Origin of the sequence: Nonomuraea sp. NPDC049784 (assembly GCF_040659615.1) — a bacterium.
Lineage (GTDB): Bacteria > Actinomycetota > Actinomycetes > Streptosporangiales > Streptosporangiaceae > Nonomuraea.
Genome location: NZ_JBFAMX010001293.1, coordinates 1 through 1,108, shown reverse-complemented (window position 1 = coordinate 1,108; position 1,108 = coordinate 1). Strand labels below are relative to the sequence as shown.

At 71.6% G+C, this 1,108-nt stretch carries 1 protein-coding gene and 1 pseudogene; both read left to right on the top strand.

Features of this window, described 5'->3' with window-relative positions:
• A partial coding sequence (locus AB0J09_RS65535) for a dihydrodipicolinate synthase family protein (RefSeq protein WP_360714683.1) occupies positions 1 to 542 on the top strand: 542 nt, incomplete at its 5' end.
• Between the two features lie 3 nt (positions 543 to 545).
• A pseudogene (gene gudD, locus AB0J09_RS65530) lies at positions 546 to 1,108 on the top strand (glucarate dehydratase); the annotation flags it as partial.

Sequence of the window (1,108 nt, the reverse complement as noted above, 5' to 3'; positions counted from 1 at the left end):
GTCTGGTCGAGCACGTCTCCGCGGTCTGCCGCGCCACCAACCTCGGCGTCGTCGTCTACAGCCGGGCCAACGCGATCCTGAACGACCGCTCCGTCGCGGCCCTGGCCGACCGGAACGAGAACCTCGTCGGGTTCAAGGACGGCGTCGGCAGCATCGAGCACCTCACGCGCATCTACGCCTCCGTCGGCGACCGCCTTGCCTACATCGGCGGCCTGCCCACGGCCGAGACGTTCGCGCTGCCGCTGCTCCAGCTCGGCATGAGCACCTACTCCTCGGCGATCTTCAACTTCGTGCCGCAGTACGCGCTCGACTTCTACGCCGACGTCCGGGCCCAGAACCGGGAGGCCGTCTACCGGCGGATCCGGGAGTTCGTGATCCCGTACCTGGACATCCGCGACCGCCAGAAGGGGTACGCCGTGTCGATCATCAAGGCGGGCCTGGCCGCCGTGGGACGCCCGGCCGGACCGGTGCGCCCGCCGCTGCAGAACCTCACCGACGGTGAGCTCGCCGAACTGACCGCCCTCATCAACAAGATCAGCTAGACCATGACCCCCACCATCCAGCGCGTCGAGGTCGTCCCGGTGGCCGGGTACGACAGCATGCTGCTCAACCTCAGCGGCGCCCACGGCCCGTTCTTCACCCGCAACGTCGTCATCACCACCGACTCCGACGGGCGCACCGGCCTCGGCGAGGTGCCCGGTGGCGAGGCGATCCGCCGGACCGTCTCGGAGGCGGCCGAGCTGCTGATCGGCCAGCCCGTGGCCCGCTACCGCAGCCTGCTGCGGTCGGTGGCGGCGCGGTTCGCCGACCGGGACGCCGGCGGGCGCGGCGCCCAGACGTTCGACCTGCGCACGACCGTCCACGCGGTCACGGGCCTGGAGTCCACCCTGCTCGACCTGCACGGCCAGCATCTCGGGCTGCCCGTGGCCGAGCTCCTGGGCGAGGGCCGGCAGCGCGACCGGGTGCCGATGCTGGGCTACCTCTTCTACGTCGGCGACCCGGGCAAGACCGACCTTCCCTACCTGGTGGACGACGCGGGCGAGGACCGCTGGTCCCAGGTGCGGCGCAAGGAGGCGCTCACGCCCGACGCGGTGGTCGCGCTGGCCGA